Annotated in this window: 21 protein-coding genes; 14 read left to right on the forward strand and 7 right to left on the reverse strand. The window is 73.7% G+C overall.

The features are described from left to right. Positions 1-44 precede the first annotated feature (44 nt). Positions 45-695 (forward strand): response regulator transcription factor, encoded by a 651-nt coding sequence (locus CP984_RS27670; RefSeq protein ID WP_003980708.1) that lies wholly within the window; start codon positions 45-47, stop codon positions 693-695. 12 nt (positions 696-707) lie between these two features. Here the strand turns inward: CP984_RS27670 and CP984_RS27675 are convergent, their stop codons facing one another. Both CP984_RS27675 and CP984_RS27680 read right to left on the reverse strand, forming a co-directional pair. Further along, complete coding sequence (locus CP984_RS27675) at positions 708-1,454, reverse strand: GNAT family N-acetyltransferase (RefSeq protein WP_003980706.1); 747 nt, start codon at positions 1,452-1,454, stop codon at positions 708-710. After that, on the reverse strand, positions 1,451-2,134 hold the full coding sequence (locus CP984_RS27680; RefSeq protein WP_003980705.1) for a TetR/AcrR family transcriptional regulator: 684 nt from the start codon (positions 2,132-2,134) through the stop codon (positions 1,451-1,453). The genes CP984_RS27675 and CP984_RS27680 overlap by 4 nt, the downstream gene beginning before the upstream one ends. 198 nt (positions 2,135-2,332) lie before the next feature. On the opposite strand from CP984_RS27680, the gene CP984_RS27685 reads away from it, so the two are divergent. After that, on the forward strand, positions 2,333-3,274 hold the full coding sequence (locus tag CP984_RS27685) for a beta-ketoacyl-ACP synthase III (RefSeq protein WP_003980704.1): 942 nt from the start codon (positions 2,333-2,335) through the stop codon (positions 3,272-3,274). Between the two features lie 43 nt (positions 3,275-3,317). Here CP984_RS27685 and CP984_RS27690 read toward each other — a convergent pair whose 3' ends face one another. Next, the gene (locus CP984_RS27690) at positions 3,318-3,764 is read right to left on the reverse strand and encodes a DUF6098 family protein (protein WP_003980703.1); all 447 of its coding nucleotides are present in this window, start codon (positions 3,762-3,764) and stop codon (positions 3,318-3,320) included. Positions 3,765-4,021: 257 nt separating this feature from the next. Between CP984_RS27690 and CP984_RS27695 the strand changes: the two genes are divergently transcribed. The 3 genes from CP984_RS27695 (at position 4,022) to CP984_RS43045 (ending at position 6,299) form a co-directional block, all read left to right on the forward strand. After that, positions 4,022-5,227, forward strand: a complete 1,206-nt coding sequence (locus CP984_RS27695) for a hypothetical protein (RefSeq protein WP_003980702.1) — start codon at positions 4,022-4,024, stop codon at positions 5,225-5,227. Then, a complete protein-coding gene (locus tag CP984_RS27700; protein WP_003980701.1) occupies positions 5,224-5,850 on the forward strand; it encodes a hemerythrin domain-containing protein in 627 nt (208 codons plus the stop codon). Before CP984_RS27695 ends, CP984_RS27700 begins: the two co-directional genes overlap by 4 nt. Positions 5,851-6,005: 155 nt before the next feature. Beyond that, entirely contained in the window at positions 6,006-6,299 is a 294-nt protein-coding gene (locus CP984_RS43045) for a con-10 family general stress protein (protein WP_003980700.1), read from the forward strand. A gap of 184 nt (positions 6,300-6,483) precedes the next feature. Here the strand turns inward: CP984_RS43045 and CP984_RS27710 are convergent, their stop codons facing one another. Beyond that, positions 6,484-8,475, reverse strand: a complete 1,992-nt coding sequence (locus tag CP984_RS27710) for a glycoside hydrolase (protein WP_003980699.1) — start codon at positions 8,473-8,475, stop codon at positions 6,484-6,486. A gap of 236 nt (positions 8,476-8,711) precedes the next feature. On the opposite strand from CP984_RS27710, the gene fes reads away from it, so the two are divergent. The 3 genes from fes to CP984_RS27725 all read left to right on the forward strand — a co-directional run bounded on the left by fes (position 8,712) and on the right by CP984_RS27725 (position 11,454). Further along, positions 8,712-10,211 carry an enterochelin esterase gene (gene fes, locus CP984_RS27715; protein ID WP_078627364.1) on the forward strand — a complete coding sequence of 500 codons (1,500 nt, stop codon included), beginning with the start codon at positions 8,712-8,714 and terminating at the stop codon, positions 10,209-10,211. After that, positions 10,211-10,516, forward strand: a complete 306-nt coding sequence (locus CP984_RS41460) for a hypothetical protein (protein WP_003986559.1) — start codon at positions 10,211-10,213, stop codon at positions 10,514-10,516. The genes fes and CP984_RS41460 overlap by 1 nt, the downstream gene beginning before the upstream one ends. 152 nt (positions 10,517-10,668) lie before the next feature. Next, a complete protein-coding gene (locus tag CP984_RS27725; protein WP_003986558.1) occupies positions 10,669-11,454 on the forward strand; it encodes a sulfite exporter TauE/SafE family protein in 786 nt (261 codons plus the stop codon). Positions 11,455-11,488: 34 nt separating this feature from the next. Here the strand turns inward: CP984_RS27725 and CP984_RS27730 are convergent, their stop codons facing one another. Next, on the reverse strand, positions 11,489-11,821 hold the full coding sequence (locus CP984_RS27730; protein ID WP_003986557.1) for a cupin domain-containing protein: 333 nt from the start codon (positions 11,819-11,821) through the stop codon (positions 11,489-11,491). Positions 11,822-12,142: 321 nt separating this feature from the next. On the opposite strand from CP984_RS27730, the gene cutA reads away from it, so the two are divergent. Both cutA and CP984_RS27740 read left to right on the forward strand, forming a co-directional pair. Next, positions 12,143-12,439: a divalent-cation tolerance protein CutA gene (gene cutA, locus CP984_RS27735; protein ID WP_030183091.1), complete on the forward strand. Its 297-nt coding sequence runs from the start codon at positions 12,143-12,145 to the stop codon at positions 12,437-12,439. A gap of 1 nt (position 12,440) precedes the next feature. Next, a complete protein-coding gene (locus tag CP984_RS27740; RefSeq protein WP_003986555.1) occupies positions 12,441-13,484 on the forward strand; it encodes a trypsin-like serine peptidase in 1,044 nt (347 codons plus the stop codon). A gap of 24 nt (positions 13,485-13,508) precedes the next feature. Here the strand turns inward: CP984_RS27740 and CP984_RS27745 are convergent, their stop codons facing one another. Beyond that, a complete protein-coding gene (locus CP984_RS27745) occupies positions 13,509-14,213 on the reverse strand; it encodes a SanA/YdcF family protein (protein WP_043978518.1) in 705 nt (234 codons plus the stop codon). Positions 14,214-14,344: 131 nt separating this feature from the next. Between CP984_RS27745 and CP984_RS27750 the strand changes: the two genes are divergently transcribed. The 4 genes from CP984_RS27750 to CP984_RS27765 all read left to right on the forward strand — a co-directional run bounded on the left by CP984_RS27750 (position 14,345) and on the right by CP984_RS27765 (position 17,018). Beyond that, positions 14,345-14,776, forward strand: coding sequence for a gamma-glutamylcyclotransferase family protein (locus CP984_RS27750; protein WP_003986553.1), 432 nt, complete (start codon positions 14,345-14,347; stop codon positions 14,774-14,776). A 103-nt stretch (positions 14,777-14,879) separates the two neighbouring features. Further along, positions 14,880-15,890, forward strand: coding sequence for an adenosine deaminase (locus CP984_RS27755; protein WP_003986552.1), 1,011 nt, complete (start codon positions 14,880-14,882; stop codon positions 15,888-15,890). Between the two features lie 96 nt (positions 15,891-15,986). After that, complete coding sequence (locus tag CP984_RS27760; RefSeq protein WP_003986551.1) at positions 15,987-16,442, forward strand: MarR family winged helix-turn-helix transcriptional regulator; 456 nt, start codon at positions 15,987-15,989, stop codon at positions 16,440-16,442. Positions 16,443-16,559: 117 nt separating this feature from the next. Then, entirely contained in the window at positions 16,560-17,018 is a 459-nt protein-coding gene (locus tag CP984_RS27765; RefSeq protein ID WP_003986550.1) for a nuclear transport factor 2 family protein, read from the forward strand. 7 nt (positions 17,019-17,025) lie between these two features. Here CP984_RS27765 and CP984_RS27770 read toward each other — a convergent pair whose 3' ends face one another. After that, the gene (locus CP984_RS27770; protein ID WP_003986549.1) at positions 17,026-19,185 is read right to left on the reverse strand and encodes a molybdopterin oxidoreductase family protein; all 2,160 of its coding nucleotides are present in this window, start codon (positions 19,183-19,185) and stop codon (positions 17,026-17,028) included. Positions 19,186-19,383: the final 198 nt, after the last annotated feature.

Genomic DNA, 19,383 nt, shown 5'->3' on the forward strand with positions numbered 1-19,383 from the left:
GACGCATCCCGATCACGCCTCCCGCACCGAAAGCAGGCCGCCCCATGCGCGTCGTCATCGCCGAGGACTCCGCGATCCTGCGGGACGGCCTCGTCCAACTCCTCGCCCTGCGCGGGGTGGAGGTGGCGGCGGCCGTCGGCGACGCCGAATCGCTGCGGGCCGCGGTCGCCGGACACCGCCCGGACGCCGCCGTCGTCGACATCCGGCTGCCGCCCGGCCACACCGACGAGGGGCTGCGCGCGGCCGTGGCCATCCGCCGGGACCACCCCGGCACCGGCGTACTGATCTTCTCCCAGTACGTGGAGACCAAGTACGCGACGCAGCTGCTGGGCGGCGGGGCGGCCGGTGTCGGCTATCTGCTCAAGGAACGGGTGGTGGACATCGGCGAGTTCGTGGACGCGCTGGAGCGGGTCGCGGCGGGCGGTACGGCGCTGGACCCGGAGGTCGTCACCCAGTTCTTCGGCGCCGGGAGGCGCGCGAACGCCCTGGACACCCTCACCCCGCGCGAACGCGAAGTCCTCGCCCAGATGGCCCAGGGCCGTACCAACCAGGCCATCGCCGCCGCCTGCACCGTCACCGAACGCGCCGTCGAGAAGCACATCGCCCATATCTTCACCAAGCTGGACCTGCCGCCGTCGGAGACGGACCACCGGCGGGTGCTGGCGGTGCTGCGGTACATGGAGGCGGTGGGGTAGGGGCGGGGGCGGCTAGAGCGCGATGCTCGCCGGCGGCGACAGCTTCCAGAGGTGGCCCAGGGGGGCGAGGCCCAGGCGGGCGGCGACGTTCCGGGAGGAGCGGTTGGTGTCGGAGGTGCTGTAGAAGAGGTGGCGGCCCGTGGGGGCCTGGAGGCGGGACCAGGCGGCGGTGACGGTCGCGGCGTGGCCCCGGCCGCGGTGGCCGGGGCGGGTCCAGGTGCCGGCCTCCGCGCCGTGGTCGGTCCAGCAGGGGGTGTGGCAGATCGAGACGACGCGGGCCGGGTCGGCGGGGTCGAGGGCCATGGCCCACGGGCCGAGTTTGCCGTCGAGCAGGTCGTGCCATTCGTCCGTGTCCCAGTTGCCGGGGTTGGCGCAGCGCAGTGCCGTGAGGGCCGCGGGGTCCTCGGTGTCGGAGGGGACGACGGGTGCGGTCGGGGTGAAGCGCAGGCGGTCGGGGCGGATGAGGTAGCTCGGGCCCGAGGTGATGTGTACGGGGCCGACGACGGCTTCCAGCAGGTGCCGGAGGCGGGGGAGGGCCGGGGGCGGTAAGCCCGGGCCCTCGGGGGCGGGCTCCTTCGCCACGGACGCGAGCAGGTCGGCGGCGAGCGCGTCCGGGAGGTGGTCGGCGACCGCAGGTACCTGGTGGTGGCCGTCGGCCGATACGGAGATCACCATGTGCTGCGGGCCCCGGAAGCGGCCCCGGCCGTCCGTGGGCCAGATGACCTCTATCTCGGTCCTGAGCAGGTCGGCGACGCTCATCGGGCGGCTCCCGATCCTGGCGCGGTGCCCGACGGCGGCGCGGCTTCCGATGACAGCGCGGCTTCCGGTCGAGGCGCGGGCGCCAGCAGGCGGTCGAGCGCGCGGCGGGTGCGGTCCTGGGCCAGCGGGTCGGCGAAGAGCTGGATGGCCTGGTTGAGGCCCGTATAGAGGCCGATCAGTTCGAAGACGAGCTGATCGGGGTCGGTGTCCCGGGGCAGCTCACCGGCCTCGACGGCGTACCGGATCTCGTTGGCCAGGCGGCGGCGCCAGAGCGTGGAACGGCGCACCACCGCGTCCCGGATGGGGCCCACGCGCGCGTCGAACTCGACTGCCGCCGTGGTGAAGAAGCAGCCGCCGGGGAAGGCGCCGTGCTCGCGCTCCAGGTAGGTGATCCAGTACTCGCAGATGGCCCGGAGCCGGGCGAGCCCGGGGGCCGTACGGGCGGCCGGTTCCCACACCGCCCTGGAGAAGATCGCGGACGCGCCGTCCAGGGAGGCGAGCTGGAGTGCCTCCTTGGTGCCGAAGTGGCCGAGGACGCCGGCCTTGCTCATGCCGAGGTCGGTGGCGAGGCGGCCGATGGTCAGCCCGTCCAGCCCTTCGACCGAGGCGATCGCGATGCTGCGGTCGATGATCCGGTCCCGGGTCCGGCGGGACTCGGCGGCGGACTTGCGTGGGCTCATGCCGCCATCGTAGTCAGCACACCACCAGGGCTCCCGGAATTAGCTTCCGACCGATCGGTTGCTATATTTCCGGCCGGTGCCGCCGATGTCTGCGGTGTCACTGGTGCCGCCGACGCCGTCCGCACCGTTCGTACCGTCCGCATCACCCGTACCGGCCGGGCGCCCGTGTGCCCGGCCGAGGACCCGAGGAGAGCAGCCGTGCCGGGAACCCGTATCGCCGCGCTGGGGCACCACCAGCCGTCGCGCGTCCTGACCAACGACGACCTGGCGGGGATGGTCGACACCAGTGACGAGTGGATCCGGCGGCGTACCGGCATCGTCACCCGGCGGATCGCCGACGAGGAGTCCGTCACCGACCTGGCCGCCGCTGCCGCCGCCAAGGCCCTGGCCGCGGCCGGGCTGCAGCCCGCCGACATCGGCCTGGTCACCGTGGCGACCTGCTCGGCCATCGACCGCTGCCCGTCGACCGCCGCCCAGGTCGCGGCCGTACTGGGCATCCCGTCGGCGGTCGCGTACGACCTGAACAACGGCTGTGCGGGCTTCTGCACCGCGCTCGCCACCGCCGACCACGCGGTCCGCGCGGGCGCCGCCCGGCACGCCCTGGTCATCGGCGCGGAGAAGATGTCGGACGTGACCGACTGGACCGACCGCAGTACGTGCGTGCTGCTCGGCGACGGCGCGGGCGCCGCCGTGGTGAGCGCCGCCGATTCCGCGCACATCGGGCCCGTCGTCTGGGGCTCGGACCCGACCCGCTCCCAGGCCGTCCGCCTGATGGGCGACTGGCACCCGCACTTCGAGCAGGACGGGCAGACGGTCTTCCGCTGGGTCACCACCGAACTCGCCCCGCTGGCCCGGGAGGCGTGCGAGCGGGCGGGCATCGGCCTCGCCGACCTCGCCGGTGTCGTCACCCACCAGGCCAACCTGCGCATCATCGAGTCCGTGGTGCAGCAGCTCGACCTGCCCGAGCACGTGGTGGTCGCCCGGGACGTGATCGACTCCGGCAACACGTCCGCGGCCTCCGTCCCCCTCGCCTTGTCCAAGCTGGTCGAACGCCGCGACCTGCCGCCCGGCGGCCCCGTCCTGCTGCTGAGCTTCGGCGGCGGGCTGTCGTTCGCGGGGCAGGTGGTGGACTGCCCGTAGGGCGGCGCGGCAGGGGGCGGGAGACAGCCGGCGCGTCCGCCGCTCAGCGGACGCGCCGGAGGGGGCCCCAGACACCGGCCTGCCGGGCGACCTCCTCCGTCGCCTCCCGCATCACCTCGGGGGCGATCCAGCCGACCGGTTCCACCTGCGTGACCAGCGGTTCGTTGTCGGGGCCGCGACCGGCCTCGTGGCCGTGCAGGAGCCAGGGCCGGACCGCGGAGCCCTTCTCCCGGGGCAGATGCGAGTAGTCGTACAGCCGCCGGGCCACCCACAGGCGGACCGGCCGCCCGTCCCACCACGGAGCGACGGCCAGCGCGTTGGCGGACAGGCCCGGCAGGGCGATGCCCGTCAGGTCGTCCCGGCTGGACGCGGCCTCCAGATCGATGCCCGGCCCGCGCGACCAGCGGACGTAGAGATCGTCGTGCCGCCCGACCAGGGCCGCCACCTCGTCCAGGGCGGTCAGCTCGGGCAGGTCCGGTGCGGTGGTCAACCGTGTGCTCACTCCTTGCCGACGCTCCGGTACGCGAGGCGTACGGGCGTCGCCACGGGGGCGGCGCCGGTACGTACGGGCGAGGGGTACCCCGGTATGCCGGGACCATCCGCCGGCGGGGCGTCCGGGTGGCCGGCGGCCCGCGCGTCACCCGAACGCCGACGGTCCGGCACCGGACCCGTGAGACTCCCTGTTTGGTATCCGGAGCGGGGGCACCCGTGCTGCGCCATATGCCTTCGACCGGGCTGGAGGGCCTGATGTCGTTCAATCCCTTGGAACAGCGGGGCATTCCGCTGGACCGGCAGGTGCGCAACTGGCGCGAGCTGAACGTGACACCGGTCGACCCGGACCACTGCGACCCGTACACCCGGTGCCGGATCATCACGATGAACGGGATCGAGGTGGAGGCGATCCTGTTCAGCCACCAGCTGGCCCGGCACTGTCCGGACATGGAGATCAAGCAGCAGCTCGCGCGGACCCGCTACATCGAGGCGCAGCAGCAGAAGGCGGTCAACTGGCTGCTGCCCGGCGTCTCGTCGGTGCTGGAGACGACCATCGCCTACGAGCAGGTGGCCGTCGACCTGACCGCGTGGGTGGCGCGGATGGAGCCGGACCCGTACCTGAAGCAGGCGTACCAGTTCGGGGTGCTGGAGGACTTCGACCACCTGTACCGGTACGCGAACCTGTACGAGATGATCGAGCACCGCAAGGCGGAGTCGGTCGTGGACGGGCTCACCGAGGTCATGCCCGGCCGGCCCACCCCGCTGCACCACCGCGACCCGGTGGACAACGTGCGCGAGCCGTACGACCGGACGAAGACCGACCCGCTGTCGAAGCTGCACGCGCTGACGATCATGTCGGCCGAGCAGCAGACGATGAACTTCTACATGAACACCGGCCCCACCTACATGGAGCCGATCGCCCGCCGTCTCTACCAGGAGATCGGGCTCATCGAGGAGGAGCACGTCACCCACTACGAGTCGCTGGTGGACCCGGGCGAGACGTGGTGGGAGCAACTGGTCAACCACGAGTACAACGAGTGCTACCTCTACCACTCCTTCATGGAGCAGGAGAGCGACCCGAAGGTGAAGGCCATCTGGGAGCTCCACCTGAACATGGAGCTGGAGCACCTCCACCTCGCCTGCGACCTGATGCGCCGGCACGACGGCCGGGAGCCGGCCGAGATCCTGGCGCCCGCGCTGCCCAACGTGCTCACCTTCGAGCCCAACAAGGGCTATCTGCGCCAGCTGATCGCCGACCAGCTGGACCTGACCACCCTGGGCGCGGGGTACGTCCGCGAGGCCCACGAGCGGTTCGAGGCGATGCAGGAGGCCCTCAACGGCGGCGCCACCCCGCCCAGCGACGAGGTGCTGGCCGAGCACGACAAGCTGATCGGCGGCGACCACCGGCTGCAGACCGAGGGCGAGCACCCGGTCGCCGACCTGCGCGGAGGCCGGTCATGACGCCGCACGCCCGTACCGGCGACGGCCCGGCAACGCCGACGACCGACCCGGCCGCCGACCGCAACCCCACTCCGGAGACGGACGTGGTCGCCCTCCTGATGGCGCAGCACGGGCAGATCCGCGATCTCTTCGACGAGGTCGAGCAGAGCACGGGGGACGCCCGGCGCGACGCGTTCCGCCGGCTGGTGCGGATGCTGGCCGTGCACGAGACGGCCGAGGAGGAGGTCGTCCACCCGTACGTCAAACGGGCGGCGGACGGCGGTGACGACATCGTCGCCGACCGGCTGGCCGAGGAGAAGACCGCCAAGCAGGCCCTGTCCGCGCTGGACGGCATGGATGTCGAGGACGCGGCGTTCCTGCCGCGGCTGCTGTCCTTGCGCACGGACGTGATGGAGCACGCCCGCGCGGAGGAGCGCTACGAGTTCTCGCAGCTGCGGCGGCTGAACGACCCCGGCCGGCTGGCCGCCATGGCCAAGGCCGTCAAGGCGGCCGAGGCCATCGCGCCCACACATCCGCACCCCGGCGTCGAGTCCGGCGCCGCGAACGCCGTGCTCGGCCCCATGGCGGCCGTCGTGGACCGCACCCGCGACGCGGTCCGCAAGGCGCTGGACAAGAACGGATGAGCGGCGGTCCGGCCGGCCCCGGGCAGGGACCGGCCGGAACCGGAACCGGAACGGATCTGTCGGATTCCATCCCGTACGAGGTGTTTAGTGTCCGGGAGAGCGGCTACGCGGTGGACCGGAAGGCACAGTCAAGATCCGAGTAAGGGTGAGTGATGATGGCTGAGTCCACCAACCCCGGCAACTTCGCCAACGACCGCGAGAAGGCCGCACGCGCCGGCCGGCAGGGCGGGCACGAGAGCGGTGGCAACTTCGCCAACGATCCGCAGCGTGCGTCCGAAGTCGGTCAGAAGGGCGGCCACGAGAGCGGCGGTAACTTCGCCAACGACCCGCAGCGTGCGTCCGAGGCCGGTCAGAAGGGCGGCCACGAAAGTGGCGGTAACTTCGCCAACGACCCGCAGCGCGCCTCCGACGCCGGTCAGAAGGGCGGCCGAAGCCGCCAGGGCGAGTAGCTGCCGGACGGGGCGGTGACCCCTCGCCGATCCGGATGCCGGGCCGTGCCGCAGGCGTCCGGGGGCGGGTCCACCGGCCCACCGGGAACGCAGCGGGCGGACGTCCACCGGACGTCCGCCCGCACCCCGTCATCGGTCCCGGCCGGGAGCGGTCCCCGACCAGGCTCTCGGCTTCCGGCCGGGCTCAGCCCCCGGCCTTCGCCGGGCACAGCCGCCTCGGCTGCCGGTCGCCGCGCAGCTTGGCGTCCACGCAGCCGGCGGGCAGGCCGGCGTAGGGAATCTTGCCGAAGTTGGCGGTGACGGTGAGCTTGCCGTTGCCGAACTCCGTCCGCTGGACCAGGTTGTCGGCGGTCAGACGCCGGAACGAGGTCAGCTTCTCGGTGCCCGTGGCCTTGTGCAGCGGCGCGAAGTACTTCTGAAGGGCGGCCATTTCAGGCCCGGACTTCTTCAGGGAAGCACCGTCGAGCACATAGTTCAGCGGGATGTTGTAGAGCATCGCGAGCAGCGCGCGGCCGGTCTTCTGCTCGGGCAGCTTCTCGTACGACAGTTCCCAGCGCTCGGCGTTGACGAGCGAGCTGTGCAGCGCGGTCTCGTACAGCGGGACCCGGTAGGCCGGGTCGTACATCGCCTTCGCCAGGTCGGCCGGCAGCCGTACCGGCTTGAAGAACGCGGTGGGGGCGTTCTCCGGGTAGTAGCCGCCCCAGTTCTTCCTGTCGCGTTCGAACTTCCACAGGCCGTCGGCGACCGGTGTGGCCCCGCCATGGTTGAAGGCCAGCACCCCGTTCGCCCAGGACTGCGCGCTCTCCGAGCCCAGGACCAGCTTCTTGTCGTGCGCCAGCCGACGCATCCGGGCGAGCCGGTTCGTGCGGTCCCCGGCCTTGGTCATCGGGTGGGCGGCGTCGTGGTCGCGGAACAGCTCGCCGGTCGCGTCCACGTCGAGGAAGTAGCTGTCGGCGCCGTTGGCAGTCATCGCACGGGTACGGTCCGCGAGGTGGCCGCGGCCCGCCCCGGACTGCTCGAAAGCCTGTGAACTGAGGTAACAGCCGCGGTTGCCGAAGCCGGACTGCGGCTTCCCCTTGGCGTCGCGTACGCAGAAGTCCGGGTAGACCGTGCCGGGCCACTTGGAGGTGGGGGAGTCGGCGGTCTTCGGGTCCTGCCCGTTGGCGAACGTGTCGTACGGGCCCACCAGATAGCCCGCCTTTTTGGCGGCCCGGACGGCGGCGGCGTCCATCGGGTCCGGCCCGGCGTCGTAGCCGAGCCACATCCGGTCCACGCCCAGCTTGCGCAGCTCCTCGACGCCCGCGGCCTTGCGCGCGTCGCCCCACACGTAGGCGTGGAAGGCGCCGAGCAGCTTGCCGTTCGCCGGGTTCTGCTTGATCTTCTCGCGGAGGCTGCCGAGCTGCCCGTGCTCGGCGAGCCAGGAACGGTAGTCGGCGCCCGGCGCGACGGGGTTGCCGTCGGTGAGGGCGAAGGTGACGGTGTAGTCGCGGGTGCCGTCACCGGCGGTGAAGTCGTGGGTGGTGGACGAGTTCAGCCGTCCGCCCTCGGAGCGGAACTTCAGCGAGGTACCGAGGTCGGTGGGGGTGAGGTAGCTGACGCCGTGGCCCTTGCCCAGCGTGGTGCCCCACAGCGGCAGTTCGAGCCCGCCCACGTCGATCGGGTCGCCCGTGAGCCCGCCCTTCCCGGAGTTCCAGAACGTGTCGCGTACGGGGATGTCCAGGCCCTCGCCGCGCGGCAGTTGTACGGAGGAGGTGGCCCGGTCGGTTCCGGTCACCGGCCAGGTGAGCGACCCGTCCCGGTCCGCCTTCACGCTGACCCGCAGCCGCCCGTGGTCCGCGGCGGCGGTCACCGTCAGGCCCTTGTCCGGGTAGCTCCAGCGGGCGCCTTCGCCGGTGCGCTCGACCGGGCCCGGTGTGCCGAGCGCGGTGCCGGACGGGGCCGACAGGGTCAGGTTCTTGCCGTCCGCGGTACGGGCCTGCAGTGCCAGCGTGCCGGTGTCCACGGTGACCGTGCCGCCCCGGACGGGAATGTCGACGTGTCGCCCTGTCGCGGGCCCGGCCACGGCCTGGCTGCTGCACCCGGAGGCGCCGACGGAGGCCGTGGCGGTCAGGGCGAGGGAGGCGGCGAGCACCCGGGTGCGGGTGCGGCTGCCCCTGGAGGCGATCTTGAAATCCATGGACACGTGGATAGTGAGCGGGCTTAAGAACTCTCTAAGAGGAGCCCGGAGAAGAGAGGGGACGGGGCGGCGGCCGGGCGGATCCAGGCCGCCGGATGTTGTCCGGCCCTGCCACGCGTGGTTAGCTTAGGCTTACCTAAGTCGAGGTCGGGCGCGGTCGTGTACGGCCCGGCCGGAAGTCGTCTGTGCCCGCGCGACGCGCCGGGCGGGAAAGCGGGTTGTCGATGGGAGCGTCGATGAAGACATCGGTGGGCACGTCGACGGGCGCGGTCGGGGGAACCCTGCCGGGCGCCGCGGCGGGTACGGCGACGGGTACGGCAGGGGGGACGGTGCCGGGCGCTCCCTCCGGCGGGCCGGCGGGAACGGGGGAGGCGGGCGCCGTGCACGCCGCCCCGCCGCGCACGTCGCGCCCGGCACCGGCCGAAACCGTGGACAGCCCGCGGATCGTCGCGCTGGCCGCCTCCGTGGCGGGCGGACGGGACGCCGCCGTACGGGAGTTCTGGGCCGAGACCGAGGGGCAGGGCACCCCGCTCGTCGAGCCGATCCCGTGGGACCCGGAGCACCGGGCCGTCACTTTCCTGTGGCGCGGCACGGAGGACACCCGCCGGGTGCTCCTCCTGGTCAACGGCCTCGTGGACCGCTCGCACCTCGTGGGCAGCCTGATGCGCCGCATCCACGGCACCGATGTCTGGCACCTCACGTACCGGCTGCGGTCCGACCACCGCGGGTCGTACGCGATCGCGCCCGACACGGGAGGCGGGCGTATCCGTACGGCGGCTGCGCCCGAAGACGGCCCTGCGGACGACTTCCAGGCCCGGCTGCTGCCACTGCTCGCCGAGGCCGGTCCCGACCCGCTCAACCCCCGTACGGTTCCCGGCCGCCGGCAGGGCGCCGGCAGTTCGGTCTTCGAGCTGCCCGACGCGCCGCCGCAGCCGTGGCGGCCGTGGGCGCCCGCGGCCGCCACGGCTGCGGCGGCGCGTCGGGGCCTGGTGGAGCGGCACCGGCTGACCAGCGCCGCCCTCGCGGCCCGGCGCGACGTATGGACGTACGTACCGCCGGGCCCGCTTCCGGACGGCGGCGCGGACGCGCTGGTGCTGCTGGACGGCGACATGTGGTGCGGACGGCTCGGTGTGCAGGCGCTGTTCGACCGGCTGATCAGGGACGGTGTGCTGCCGCCCCTGGTCGTGCTCGCGCCGGACGCCGTGGACAATGCCACCCGTGCCCGCGAGTTCGGCGGCCGGCCGGCGTATGTGAACTTTCTCGCCGCCGAACTGCTGCCCTGGGCGGCGGCGCGGCTGCCGGTGACGTTCGACCCGTCGCGCACGGTCGTCGCGGGCGAGAGCCTGGGCGGACTCACCGCGCTGTACGCCGGGCTCGCGGCGCCGCGCCGGTTCGGCAAGGTGCTGGCCCAGTCACCCTCGCTGTGGTGGCGGCCCGGGGGGCCGGGGCCCGTGGACGGAACCGACGCGGCGGACGGGCCGTCCTGGCTGGCGGAGCGGTACGCCGGCGGCGGCCCCCGCGAGCTGCGGGCGCACCTGCGCGTCGGCCGCTACGAAGGGGACATGCGCAAACGGTGCGGCGAGTTGCGCGACACGCTGCGCGGCCTCGGGCACTCCGTGGCGTACACGGAGTACAACGGCGGGCATGACTACGCCTGCTGGGCGGGCGGACTGGCGGAGGGGCTGGTGGACCTGCTGGGGCGGGCGGACGACGGGGCAAGGGAGGGCGGTGTGTGATGTTGCTTCCGGTTGTGCTGCACCGCACCTACTGCCACCTCAAGTCCCGCGCCTACCAGGTCGTTCTGCGGACGCCCCGCTTCCGTACCGCCAAGTCCGTGGCGCCGGTCGGGGAGGAGCGCCGGCCGGAACGCCCGAAACGGACTTCAGTGGTCCGTCGGCCCGTTCCCGGCCGTCCGCAACGGCGCGCCGCCGACCGCTGCCCCGCCCCCTCGGGGCCCAGCCCCCGGCGCCCCGCACCGGACCGCCCCCAGCGGTCCGCCACCGACCGTCCTCACCGGCGTACCAAGGCCCTCGCCGGGTGACGGACGCGGCGCCCCGCCCCGCCAGTGCCGGGGCGGGGCGCCCTGGTACGGGCCGGTGGCGGGCGGCGGTCACGGGCCGCCCGCCACCGGCCCTCCTGTGACTCCCGCCACGCGGGGCTCACCCGCACCGCCGGGCTCCATAAGATCGGCCGGTGCCCGCAGACATCACGCTGACGACGACCCTCCTGCTGTGCGTGGCCGCCCTCGCGGCCGGCTGGATCGACGCCGTCGTGGGCGGCGGCGGACTGCTGCTCCTGCCGGCGCTGCTCGTCGGCCTCCCGCACACACCCGCCGCCTACGTCCTGGGGACCAACAAGTCCACGGCCGTCGTCGGCACCGCCGCCGCGGCGTACACGTACGTACGCAAGGCCCCCGTCGACCTGCGCACCGCCGTACGCATCGGACTGGCCGCGCTCGGCGGCTCCCTGGGCGGGGCGTTCTTCGCGGCGGGCATCAACAGCGAGGTGCTGCGCCCGCTCATCATGGCCGTGCTGGTGGGCGTGCTGGCGTTCGTGCTCTTCCGCCCGGCCTTCGGCACCGCGCCGCCGCCCTCCGGGCCCGTCACCCGGCGGCGCGTGATGGCCGCGGTCCTCGTCGCGGGCCTGGGCATCGGCTTCTACGACGGGCTGATCGGCCCCGGCACCGGCGCCTTCCTCGTCGTGGCGCTGGCCGCGATCCTGCACATGGACCTGGTCACGTCCTCGGCCACCGCGAAGATCGTCAACGTCTGCACCAACGTCGGCGCGCTGGCCATGTTCGCCTACCAGGGCACGGTCCTGTGGCAACTGGGCGCGCTGCTCGCGGCGTTCAACTTCGTCGGCGGCACGGTCGGCGCGCGCATGGCCCTCAAGCGGGGCGCCGGGTTCGTGCGCGGGGTGCTGGTCGTGGTCGTCGTGTCGCTGCTGTGCAAGCTGGCCTTCGACCAGTGGGTGGCCTGAGAGGCGGGCCGCCGGGGGCGCGGCCCGCCGCCTTTCAGTTCATGGTCTTCGTCGCGGTGACGGCGGTCAGCAGGACGGCGGAGTCCTGCATCGCCTTCAGGCCGTGCCGCTCGTGCGGTACCGGCACGACCTGACCGGCGATCAGGTCCCGCTCGTCACCCGTCCCGGTCAGCCGTACCCGGCCGTGCAGCACCTGGAGGCTGGCCGCCGGCGGCGTGGTGTGCTCGTCCAGCGCGGCGCCCTCGATGAGCGCGATCACGGTCTGCCGGAGCGGGCCGTCCTGGAGGAAGAGATGGGCGCTGCGCCCGTGCGCCGAGGCCCTGGCGTCGTCGAGCTGGCGGCGGGTGAGCGAGCTGAGGTCGTCCATGACGCGGCCTTTCGATCGGGGTCCGCGGCGCCGCGACCGGCACCGGTGCCGGTGTACTGGTACCCGTACGGGCCCGGGTAACCGCGCCGCCGCCGGCGTCCATCCTGACGGGTGGCCGGGCGGCTGCCGAATGGCCGGTGCGCACGGCGCGCGACGGTGGCCGGAGGCAGGATGATCACGGCGGTCCGTACGATGCGGAGGGACCTGATCAACGACCAGTGCCCGAAGGGGGACGTCCAGGTGCGAGGCGAACCGGCGGAGCGGGAAAGGCCCGAGGAAGCCGCGGCGGGCGGCGGCGGCCCGGCCGGCTTCCTGACCGTCATGACGACGACCGACAGCGCCGGGAAGGCGGAGGCGCTGGCCCGCGGCGCGATCGAGGCACGGGTGGCGGCGTGCGCGCAGATCGGCGCGCCCGTCACGTCCGTGTACCGGTGGGAGCACGCGATCGAGACGGCGCAGGAGTGGCAGGTGCTGTTCAAGACGGCGGCGGACCGGTACGCGGCGCTGGAGGCGTACCTCCTCGAAGCGCACGACTACGACACACCGGAGATCATCGCGACCCCGATCACGCGCGGCGGGGCCGGGTACCTCGCCTGGGTCGCCGAGGAGACGAGCTGAGATGGGGCGGCGATCCGTGATGCGGCGAGGCGGCGACGGCGGGGCGGAAGGCGGGCCGGGCAACGGTCCGGGGCACCGCCGCAAGCACCGGCACAGACGACTGGTCCTGGGCGGGGCGGCCGCCGCGGGGGTGGGGCTCGCGCTGTGCTTCCTCATGGTGCCCGCGAACGGCGCGACCGCCGGAACGGCGCCCGCGAACGGCGCGTCCGCCGACGGCGAAGACGGCGGCCGCGGCTGGACGAGCGAGGCCGCGGCGCGGTACTGGACGGCCGGGCGGATGGCCTCGGCCGTCCCCTCGGGCCCGGACGGCGGCAAGGCCGCCGCCGCGCCCACCACCCGGACCACGGCCGCCCCGGGAGCCGCCGGCTCCGCGCGGCACTTCGAGGGCGTGCCCTCCGTCGGCGTGCTCTTCTCCGTGGACCAGGACGCGAAGGCGCACCACTGCACCGCCAGCGTCGTCCGCAGCCCGCGGCGCAACCTGATCCTCACGGCCGGGCACTGCAATCCGGGGGAGCGCGCGGCTTTTGTCCCGCAGTATCGTTCCGGCGCCACGACCCAGCCGTACGGAATCTGGGCCATCGACCGCGGCTTCACCCATCCGGACCGCACCGACACCGGCCCCGGATCGGACCTTGACTTCGCGTTCGCGACGGTCAAACCGGACGGTGCGGGCCGCAAGCTGGAGTCGGTGACCGGCGGCAACTTCCTGGCCCGTACGCCCGGTTACACCACCGACGTCACCGTCATCGGCTACCCGACGGCCCGTAACGATCCCGCCGACCAGGCCGTACGGTGCGGGGTGCGGACCACCCGGCTCACCGGACAGCGGCAGCTGCGCATGGAGTGCGGCGGGTTCTACGGCGGCACCTCGGGCAGCCCGTGGCTGAGCCGCTTCGACGAGCGGACGAAGACGGGCTACGTGGTCGGCACCATCGGCGGCCTGAACGGCGGCGGCCCCTCCGGCCCGGACAGCCACCGGACCTCCTACAGCCCGTACTTCGGCGCGGAGGTCTTCCGGCTGTACGCCCGCGCCGTCGTGAGCTGAGGGCGCAGGGGTGACGGCGGCGCATCACCTCAGCGCCGCCGTCACCCCGCCCTCCCGCGGTCCGAGGAAGTGGGGGTCGGGCCGTACCGTCGCCTCGACCGCCGCCTTCGCCGCCGCGAACACCTCACGGGTCCCGCCGTAGTACCAGGTGACGTCGTGCCGGTCGTCGACGCCGACCCCGTACGCGTCCAGCCCGGCCGCGCCGCACAGCGCCAGCGCGCGCCGGATGTGGAAGCCCTGGCTGACCAGGACGGCCCGGTCCACGCCGAAGATCCGGCGGGCCCGCGTACAGCTGTCCCAGGTGTCGAAGCCCGCGTAGTCGCTGACGATCCGGTTCCCGGGCACGCCGTGCGCGACCAGGTAGGCGCGCATGGCGTCCGGCTCGTCGTAGTCCTCGCGGCTGTTGTCGCCGGTGACGAGGAGCGCGCGGACCGTGCCGCGCTCGTAGAGGCGGGCGGCGGCGTCCAGCCGGTGCGCCAGGTACGGGGAGGGCTCGCCGTCCCACAGACCCGCGCCGAAGACCACGGCGACCGGCGCCGCCGGGACGTCCTCGACCGTACGGACCCGGGACCCCGTGGTGGCGTTCAGCCAGGTCGCGGGCAGCAGTGCCGCCACGCAGGCGAGCACGGTGACCTGGAAGGCCCGCCGCTGTCCGCGCCGCGCCCGGGGCAGGCGCACCCGGCTCCGTATGCGCCGCAGCCGCCCTTCCCGCTGTGTCTGCTGTGTCATCCGTTGCCCCCGTTGTTCTTGTTGCTGCCGCAAGCAGCGACGCGCTGCGGCCTGGCATGGTTGCGGGAACGTGAGTCGTCGGCCCCCGCACCGCACTCCGCACGGCGCCGCACAGGAAGGAGCCCGCCCGGATGACCACCGAGCCCGAGCGCCTGCCGTTCTTCGTCTACGGAACGCTGCGCCCCGGCCGGGCCAACCACGCCCGCTGCCTGCGCGGCCGGACGGCGGCCGAGGAATCCGCGCTGGTCAGAGGCGTGTCGCTGTACGAGGGGCCAGGCTATCCGTACGCCGTGACCGGGCCCGCCGAGGCGGTCGTGCACGGCGATCTCGTCCGGCCGCGGGAGGACGTGTACGACGCCGTGCGCGCGGCCCTGGACCGGCTGGAGGGGTACGTCCCGGGCGCCCCCGGCAACCTCTACGAGCGGGTGGCGCGGCCGGCCGAGTGCGCCGACGGCCGGAGCGTCCGCGCGTGGCTGTACGTGGCGGCCGAGCCGCTGGCCGGACAGCTGCGCGCGTCCGGCACACCGGTCCCGGGCGGCGACTGGAAGCGGCCGCCCCGTTAACCTGGACCACTTGCCCGAACCACACAGGCCCCGGCAGTCCCGGCGGCCCTGACGGTCCCGGCAGCCCCGGCAGTACCGAACAGCAGACAGGTGTGATCCCAGCGTGCCCCCCACCACCCCGGCCCCGGCGACCCCGTTCCCCAAGGCGGAACTGCACCTCCACATCGAGGGCACCCTGGAACCCGGGCTGGCCTTCGCCCTCGCCGAGCGCAACGGCGTCACCCTCCCGTACGCCACCGAGGACGAGCTGCGCCGCGCGTACTCCTTCAGCGACCTCCAGTCGTTCCTGAACCTCTACTACGCGCTGATGGCCGTGCTGCGCACCGAGGACGACTTCGCCGACCTCACCCACGCCTACCTGGCCCGCGCGCAGGCCCAGGGCGTCCGGCACGCGGAGATCTTCTTCGACCCGCAGGCGCACACCTCGCGCGGTGTGCCGATCGGCACCGTCATCGGGGGCCTGACGCGCGCGCTGGATACCGCCGAGGAGCGCTACGGCATCACCACTCGCCTGATCATGTGCTTCCTGCGCGACGAGAGCGCCGAGTCCGCGCTGGCCACCTTCGAGGCGGCCCGCCCGTACCTGGACCGGATCACCGCCGTCGGCCTGGACTCGGCGGAGGTCGGGCACCCGCCGTCGAAGTTCAAGGAGGTCTACGCGCTGGCGCGGGAGGCCGGGCTCAAGTGCGTGGCGCACGCGGGCGAGGAGGGCCCGCCCGCGTACGTGTGGGAGGCGCTGGACGTGCTCGGCGTGGACCGTATCGACCACGGCGTGCGCTGCCTGGAGGACCCGGATCTGGTCGCCCGCCTGGTCGCCGACCAGGTGCCGCTGACCGTCTGCCCGCTGTCCAACGTCCGGCTGCGCGTCATCGACGAGCTGGCCGACCACCCGCTGCCCGCGATGCTGGACGCCGGCCTGCTGGTCACCGTCAACTCGGACGACCCCGCCTACTTCGGCGGCTACGCCGACGACAACTTCACCGCCGTGCGCGACGCCCTGGACCTGGACGAGGAGACGCTGCGCACCCTCGCCCGCAACTCCTTCCGCGCGTCCTTCCTGGACGAGGCGACCCGCGAGACGTACCTCAAGGAGGTCGAGGCGCACGGGCGGTGACCGGGCCGGTCGTGACCGCCCTTGACCTCAAGTCCGGTTGAGTTCCTAGGTTCTTCCTCGTCGGGCACCGCGCCCGCGCTCCAGGAGGAGGACACCATGCAGTACTCGCACAGCGACGCCGAACTCGCGGGCCAGCCCATCGGCTACTGGGCCTGGGCCGCCCACACGGCAGCCGTCACGCACATCCGCACGGGGCTGGCCCGCCACGGGCTGGACCAGCCCCAGTGGTGGGTGCTCAACCAGCTCGTGGGCCACGCGGACGGCCGCGACCGGGCGGAGGTCACCGACATGCTCAAGGGCTACCTGGACGTCGGCGCCGAGGGCATCGGCGCGGCCGTCGACGCCCTCCTCGGCCGCGGCCTCGCCGTCGCGGACGGCGGGCGCCTGCACATCACCGCCGAGGGCGCGGACCTGCACGCCCGGTGCGCCGCGCTCCAGAAGGAGATGCGCGCGACGATCCACGACGGCATCAGCGATGAGGAGTACGTCCGTACGCTCAAGGTGCTCCAGCGCATGATCCACAACGTGGACGGCAAGATGTGGCACCACTGAGCGGCCGACCGGCCCCTTACCCCCGGAGTTAATCGACCGGACTCCCCGCCCACGGCAGCATCGGGTACACCGGCGGGAACCCTCGCCGGACCCGGCCGCAGCCGCGAGGAGAGCGCCATGACCGCCGACCCCACCGCCGACACCCCGGGTACGGCCACGGACCGGGCCCCGGTCGCCGAGGCCACCCGGTCCGTCGTGCGGCAGTTCCTCGCCGCCCGGCCGGCCGGGGACACCGGGCGGCTCACCGGACTGTTCGCCGACGAGGTCGACCGGCAGCTCGCCGAGAACCCCGCCGTCCCGTGGATCCGCCCCCGGCACACGGCCGCCGAATGCGCCGCCCAGGCGGAGGAACCGGCCGCCCACACCGTCCCCGAGGAAGCCCGCGCCTCACTCGACGCCTTCCTGGCCGACGGCACCGACGCCGTCGTGACCGGACACGTCGCGGGAACCGTACGCGCCACGGGCGGGACCTCCGAGGGCCCCTTCGCGCTCCGCCTCACCGTCGAGAACGGACGCATCACCCGCCACCACCTCTACGAGAACAGCCTGTCCATCGCGGAGGCGTGCAGGCCGTGAGGTGCGGTCATGCCTCTTCCTCGGGGGCCACCGCCTCCACCCGCACCGCGCACACCTTGAACTCCGGCATCCCCGACGTCGGGTCGAGGGCCGGGTTGGTGAGCGTGTTCGCGCGTCCGGGGCCCGGCCAGTGGAAGGGCATGAAGACCGTGTCGGAGCGGATCGCCTCGCTGTAGCGGGCGGGGGCCACCGCGCGGCCGCGGCGGGAGGTGACCGCCACCGGGCGGCCGTTCTCGATGCCGTGCTGCCGGGCGAGGCGCGGGTGGATCTCCACGTACGGGCCGGGGGCGGCGGTGTTCAGGTCGGGGACGCGGCGGGTCTGGGCGCCCGACTGGTACTGGGCCAGGACCCGGCCCGTGGTGAGGACCACCGGGTACGCCTCGTCCGGTTCCTCGGCGGCGGGGCGGTGGGTGACCGGGACGAAGCGGGCCCGGCCGTCGGGGGTCGCGAAGCGGTCCAAAAAGAGGCGTGGGGTGCCGGGGTGGTCCTCGTCGGCGCAGGGCCAGAAGACGCCGTCCTCGGTCGCGATGCGCCGGTAGGTGATGCCGGCGTAGTCGGCCGGGCCGCCGGCCGAGGCGCGGCGCAGTTCGTCGAAGACCTCTTCCGGGTCGGCGGGGAAGCCCTTCTCCCAACCCAGGTGAGAGGCGAGGGCGTTGAGGACTTCGAGGTCGGTGCGGACGCCGGGAGGCGGGGACAGGGCGCGGCGGCGCAGCAGTACCCGGCCCTCCAGGTTCGTCGTGGTCCCGGTCTCCTCCGCCCACTGGGCGACCGGCAGCACCACGTCCGCCAGCGCCGCCGTCTCCGACAGCACGACATCGGCCACCGCGAGGAAGTCCAGCGCCCGGATGCGCTGCTCCACGTGGGCGGCGCGGGGCGCGGAGACGACGGGGTTGGAGCCCATGAGGAGCAGGGCGCGCACGTCGCGGCCCAGCGCGTCCAGCAGCTCGTACGCGCTGCGGCCGGGCCCCGGGAGGGAGTCCGGCGGTACGCCCCACACGCCCGCCACATGCGCCCGCGCCGCCGGATCGGCCAGCTTGCGGTAGCCCGGCAACTGGTCCGCCTTCTGGCCGTGTTCGCGCCCGCCCTGCCCGTTGCCCTGGCCGGTCAGGCACCCGTATCCGGAGCGCTCGCGGCCCGCCCGGCCGGTCGCCAGGCACAGGTTGATCCACGCGCCGACCGTGTCCGTCCCCTTCGCCTGCTGTTCGGGGCCGCGTGCCGTCAGCACCATCGAGCCGTCCGCTTCGCAGAACAGGCGCACCGCGGCACGTAGTTGCGGCACCGGTACGCCGGTGATCCGCTCGACCAGTTCCGGCCAGTGCGCCATCGCGGCGGCCCGTGCCGCGGGCCAGCCGCTGGTACGGGCCGCGATGAACTCCTCGTCCGTACGCCCCTCCGCCACCACCAGATGCAGCAGCCCCAGCGCGAGCGCCAGGTCGGTGCCGGGGCGCGGCGCCAGGTGCAGGTCCGCCTGCTCGGCGGTGCGGGTACGGCGCGGGTCGACGACGATCAGCCGGCCGCCGTTCTCCTTCAGCTCCGTCAGATAGCGCAGCGCGGGCGGCATCGTCTCGGCAAGGTTCGAGCCGACGAGGAGCACGCAGCCGGTACGGGCGATGTCCGCCAGCGGGAACGGCAGGCCGCGGTCCAGGCCGAAGGCCCGCTGGTGCGCGGCGGCGGCCGAGGACATGCAGAACCGGCCGTTGTAGTCGATCTGCGAGGTGCCGAGCACCACCCGCGCGAATTTGCCCAGCGCGTACGCCTTCTCGTTCGTCAGACCGCCCCCGCCGAAGACGCCCACCGCGTCCTTGCCGTACGCGGCGCCGGTACGGGCCAGGCCGTCGGCCACCCGGCGCAGCGCCGTCTCCCAGTCCGCCGGTACGAGGCGGCCGGTCGCCGTGTCCCGTACCAGCGGCTCGGTCAGCCGGGCCCCCGGTGCGAGCAGTTCGGCGGCGGTGCGGCCCTTGCCGCACAGGGCGCCCCGGTTGACCGGGAACGCCGGGCGCTCCACGACCTCGGCCGGGGGACCGGCGGCGCCCGCCGGGGCGCGGCGCAGGCCCATGCCGCACTGGAGGGAGCAGTACGGGCAGTGCGTCTCCACGGGCGCGCTCGCGTGCGCTTCCTGCGGCGGGGCCGCCGGGGCGTGGGCGGTGCGGGGGGTGGCGGCAGTCATGCGACCAGCCTGCGGCGCGCGTGTTTCCGCTGGTCCGGGGCGGCGTTACGGGCCGGGGAAGCGCGCCTCACGGTGCCCGTACCGAGGAGGTGAGGAGCCCGGCCCGTACTTCACGTACGGCCTGCGCGCCCCGACAGCCACCGGAAACCCGCCGTCACGTCCGCGCAACGGCACCGCAACGACCGGCTGCCAGGCTCC

This window comes from Streptomyces rimosus, assembly GCF_008704655.1.
GTDB classification, from domain to species: domain Bacteria; phylum Actinomycetota; class Actinomycetes; order Streptomycetales; family Streptomycetaceae; genus Streptomyces; species Streptomyces rimosus.

Coding starts and splice junctions, on each gene's coding strand:
- CP984_RS27670 (WP_003980708.1), top strand. CDS start 45: ATGCGCGTCGTCATCGCCGAGGACTCCGCGATCCTGCGGGACGGCCTC.
- CP984_RS27675 (WP_003980706.1), bottom strand. CDS start 1,454: ATGAGCGTCGCCGACCTGCTCAGGACCGAGATAGAGGTCATCTGGCCC.
- CP984_RS27680 (WP_003980705.1), bottom strand. CDS start 2,134: ATGAGCCCACGCAAGTCCGCCGCCGAGTCCCGCCGGACCCGGGACCGG.
- CP984_RS27695 (WP_003980702.1), top strand. CDS start 4,022: ATGTCGTTCAATCCCTTGGAACAGCGGGGCATTCCGCTGGACCGGCAG.
- CP984_RS27700 (WP_003980701.1), top strand. CDS start 5,224: ATGACGCCGCACGCCCGTACCGGCGACGGCCCGGCAACGCCGACGACC.
- CP984_RS43045 (WP_003980700.1), top strand. CDS start 6,006: ATGGCTGAGTCCACCAACCCCGGCAACTTCGCCAACGACCGCGAGAAG.
- CP984_RS27710 (WP_003980699.1), bottom strand. CDS start 8,475: ATGGATTTCAAGATCGCCTCCAGGGGCAGCCGCACCCGCACCCGGGTG.
- fes (WP_078627364.1), top strand. CDS start 8,712: ATGAAGACATCGGTGGGCACGTCGACGGGCGCGGTCGGGGGAACCCTG.
- CP984_RS41460 (WP_003986559.1), top strand. CDS start 10,211: ATGTTGCTTCCGGTTGTGCTGCACCGCACCTACTGCCACCTCAAGTCC.
- CP984_RS27730 (WP_003986557.1), bottom strand. CDS start 11,821: ATGGACGACCTCAGCTCGCTCACCCGCCGCCAGCTCGACGACGCCAGG.
- cutA (WP_030183091.1), top strand. CDS start 12,143: ATGACGACGACCGACAGCGCCGGGAAGGCGGAGGCGCTGGCCCGCGGC.
- CP984_RS27740 (WP_003986555.1), top strand. CDS start 12,441: ATGGGGCGGCGATCCGTGATGCGGCGAGGCGGCGACGGCGGGGCGGAA.
- CP984_RS27745 (WP_043978518.1), bottom strand. CDS start 14,213: ATGACACAGCAGACACAGCGGGAAGGGCGGCTGCGGCGCATACGGAGC.
- CP984_RS27750 (WP_003986553.1), top strand. CDS start 14,345: ATGACCACCGAGCCCGAGCGCCTGCCGTTCTTCGTCTACGGAACGCTG.
- CP984_RS27760 (WP_003986551.1), top strand. CDS start 15,987: ATGCAGTACTCGCACAGCGACGCCGAACTCGCGGGCCAGCCCATCGGC.
- CP984_RS27765 (WP_003986550.1), top strand. CDS start 16,560: ATGACCGCCGACCCCACCGCCGACACCCCGGGTACGGCCACGGACCGG.
- CP984_RS27770 (WP_003986549.1), bottom strand. CDS start 19,185: ATGACTGCCGCCACCCCCCGCACCGCCCACGCCCCGGCGGCCCCGCCG.